At 36.6% G+C, this 3124-nt stretch carries 3 protein-coding genes; all 3 read left to right on the top strand.

Going from position 1 to position 3124, the window contains the following annotated elements; all coding sequences use genetic code 11:
- On the top strand, nucleotides 1-193 hold a 193-nt coding region (locus HMPREF3265_RS00585), incomplete at its 5' end, for a helix-turn-helix domain-containing protein (protein WP_141764255.1).
- A 271-nt stretch (nucleotides 194-464) separates the two neighbouring features.
- On the top strand, nucleotides 465-833 hold the full coding sequence (gene cadC, locus HMPREF3265_RS00590; protein WP_000726008.1) for a Cd(II)/Pb(II)/Zn(II)-sensing metalloregulatory transcriptional repressor CadC: 369 nt from the start codon (nucleotides 465-467) through the stop codon (nucleotides 831-833).
- On the top strand, nucleotides 826-3009 hold the full coding sequence (cadA, locus tag HMPREF3265_RS00595) for a cadmium-translocating P-type ATPase CadA (protein ID WP_000003266.1): 2184 nt from the start codon (nucleotides 826-828) through the stop codon (nucleotides 3007-3009). Before cadC ends, cadA begins: the two co-directional genes overlap by 8 nt.
- Nucleotides 3010-3124 lie beyond the last annotated feature (115 nt).

A 3124-nucleotide genomic window follows, 5' to 3' on the forward strand; every position in this document is an offset into this window, starting at 1 on the left:
GAAAGAAAAAGGTGTGTATAAAGGACGCCCTTTATTATATTCGCCCAATGCGAAAAATCCTCAAAAACGTATTATTTATCATAGAGTTGTAGAGATGTTGGAAGAAGGTCAAGCAATTAGTAAAATTGCGAAAGAAGTGAATATAACAAGACAGACTGTTTATAGAATTAAACACGATAATGACTTGATTTAATAAACTTTACTTCGATGTAAATGAGAGCTTCTCATAGCGTCCCAAAACGGATGATAATAATCGATTATGAGCTTTTAAAGACAAGAAAAGAGAGTGCAAATATGCTCTCTCTTTTTTCTATATTCTTTTTCTCAATAACGTTCGTTTTTGAGACTAGAATTTTATGCCCTACTTACTTCTTTTATTTTCATTCAAATATTTGCTTGTATGATGAGTCGAAAATGGTTATAGTATACTCAAATAAATATTTGAATGAAGATGGGATGATAATATGAAAAAAAAAGATACTTGTGAAATTTTTTGTTATGACGAAGAAAAGGTTAATCGAATACAAGGGGATTTACAAACAGTTGATATTTCTGGTGTTAGCCAAATGTTAAAGGCTATTGCCGATGAAAATAGAGCAAAAATTACTTACGCTCTGTGTCAGGATGAAGAGTTGTGTGTTTGTGATATAGCAAATATCTTAGGTGTTACGATAGCAAATGCATCTCATCATTTACGTACGCTTTATAAGCAAGGGGTGGTCAACTTTAGAAAAGAAGGAAAACTAGCTTTATATTCTTTAGATGATGAACATATCGGGCAGATAATGATGATCGCCCTAGCACATAAGAAAGAAGTGAAGGTCAATGTCTGAACAAAAGGTTAAACTAATGGAAGAAGAAATGAACGTCTATCGGGTCCAAGGATTTACATGTGCAAATTGTGCAGGAAAGTTTGAGAAAAATGTTAAAAAGATTCCAGGCGTTCAAGACGCAAAAGTAAACTTTGGCGCTTCTAAAATTGATGTATATGGAAATGCATCGGTTGAAGAACTTGAAAAAGCAGGTGCTTTTGAGAATCTAAAAGTATCTCCTGAAAAACTAGCGAATCAAACGATACAAAGGGTTAAAGATGACACTAAGGCTCATAAAGAAGAGAAAACACCATTTTATAAAAAACATAGTACATTGCTGTTTGCCACACTACTAATTGCTTTTGGTTACCTTTCTCACTTTGTAAATGGAGAAGATAACCTCGTAACTTCCATGTTATTTGTAGGTTCTATTGTAATTGGCGGATATTCATTATTTAAAGTCGGTTTTCAAAATTTGATACGCTTTGATTTCGACATGAAAACCCTGATGACCGTTGCCGTTATTGGAGCTACCATTATTGGTAAATGGGCAGAGGCATCTATTGTTGTTATTCTCTTTGCAATCAGTGAAGCACTTGAACGCTTCTCTATGGACAGAGCAAGACAATCCATACGTTCATTGATGGATATCGCCCCAAAAGAAGCACTAGTTAGACGAAATGGTCAGGAAATAATAATCCATGTGGACGATATCGCTGTGGGTGATATCATGATTGTCAAACCAGGGGAGAAAATTGCCATGGATGGAATCATTGTGAATGGCTTGTCGGCTGTCAATGAGGCAGCTATAACAGGAGAATCTGTTCCCGTCTCCAAAGCGGTAGATGACGAAGTATTTGCAGGTACGCTTAACGAAGAGGGACTAATTGAAGTAAAAATCACCAAATACGTAGAAGATACAACCATTGCCAAGATTATTCATCTTGTTGAAGAAGCACAAGGGGAGCGTGCTCCAGCCCAAGCATTCGTTGATAAATTTGCGAAATACTACACTCCGATCATTATGGTTATTGCAGCCTTGGTTGCAGTCGTTCCACCCCTATTCTTTGGTGGCAGTTGGGATACATGGGTTTATCAAGGATTAGCAGTTCTTGTAGTTGGATGTCCTTGTGCATTAGTTATTTCTACTCCAATCTCGATTGTCTCGGCAATTGGAAATGCAGCGAAAAAAGGTGTGTTGGTTAAAGGTGGTGTCTATCTCGAGAAATTAGGAGACATTAAGACAGTCGCATTTGATAAAACAGGAACACTGACAAAAGGTGTACCAGTGGTAACAGATTTTGAAGTATTAAATGACCAAGTGGAAGAAAAAGAGCTATTCTCTACCATTACAGCTTTAGAATATCGTTCACAACATCCACTTGCTTCAGCAATAATGAAAAAGGCAGAGCAAGATAATATCCCTTATTCTAATGTACAAGTGGAAGAATTCACTTCGATTACTGGGCGAGGTATAAAAGGGATTGTAAACGGAACTACTTACTATATTGGAAGCCCAAAACTTTTCAAGGAATTAAATGTTTCCGATTTTAGCCTTGGGTTTGAAAACAATGTGAAAATCCTACAAAACCAAGGAAAAACAGCCATGATTATTGGAACGGAAAAAACAATTCTCGGCGTAATTGCCGTTGCAGATGAGGTTCGTGAAACAAGTAAAAATGTGATTCAAAAACTTCATCAGTTAGGTATCAAGCAAACAATTATGCTGACAGGTGATAATCAAGGTACTGCAAATGCAATCGGTACACATGTAGGCGTTTCTGATATTCAGTCTGAATTGATGCCACAGGATAAATTAGATTATATTAAAAAAATGCAATCGGAGTATGATAATGTAGCTATGATTGGCGATGGCGTTAATGATGCTCCAGCACTTGCTGCATCTACTGTTGGAATTGCAATGGGCGGTGCTGGAACGGATACTGCAATTGAAACAGCTGATATTGCATTAATGGGAGATGATTTAAGTAAGCTTCCATTTGCAGTAAGACTCAGTCGAAAAACTTTAAATATCATTAAAGCTAACATCACTTTTGCTATCGGAATTAAAATAATTGCCTTACTATTAGTTATCCCGGGATGGTTAACTCTTTGGATAGCGATTCTTTCCGATATGGGAGCTACTATTTTGGTAGCATTAAATAGTTTACGACTGATGAGAGTGAAGGATAAATAGGTAGAAAACAGAATAGTAAGGTCACGCTGTGCGCAATTCAAGGGGGGCTTTTCAATTTGAAGAAAAGTCCTACCCCTAAAAGGTTCTGTTGCAAAGTAAAAAATATAGCTAACCA

It is taken from the genome of Staphylococcus sp. HMSC62B09 (assembly GCF_001839115.1).
In the GTDB taxonomy this organism is placed as follows: Bacteria; Bacillota; Bacilli; order Staphylococcales; family Staphylococcaceae; genus Staphylococcus; species Staphylococcus haemolyticus.

Excerpts from the sequence above, each read along its gene's own strand:
- cadA (WP_000003266.1), top strand. The coding sequence starts at position 826 with ATGTCTGAACAAAAGGTTAAACTAATGGAAGAAGAAATGAACGTCTAT.
- cadC (WP_000726008.1), top strand. The coding sequence starts at position 465 with ATGAAAAAAAAAGATACTTGTGAAATTTTTTGTTATGACGAAGAAAAG.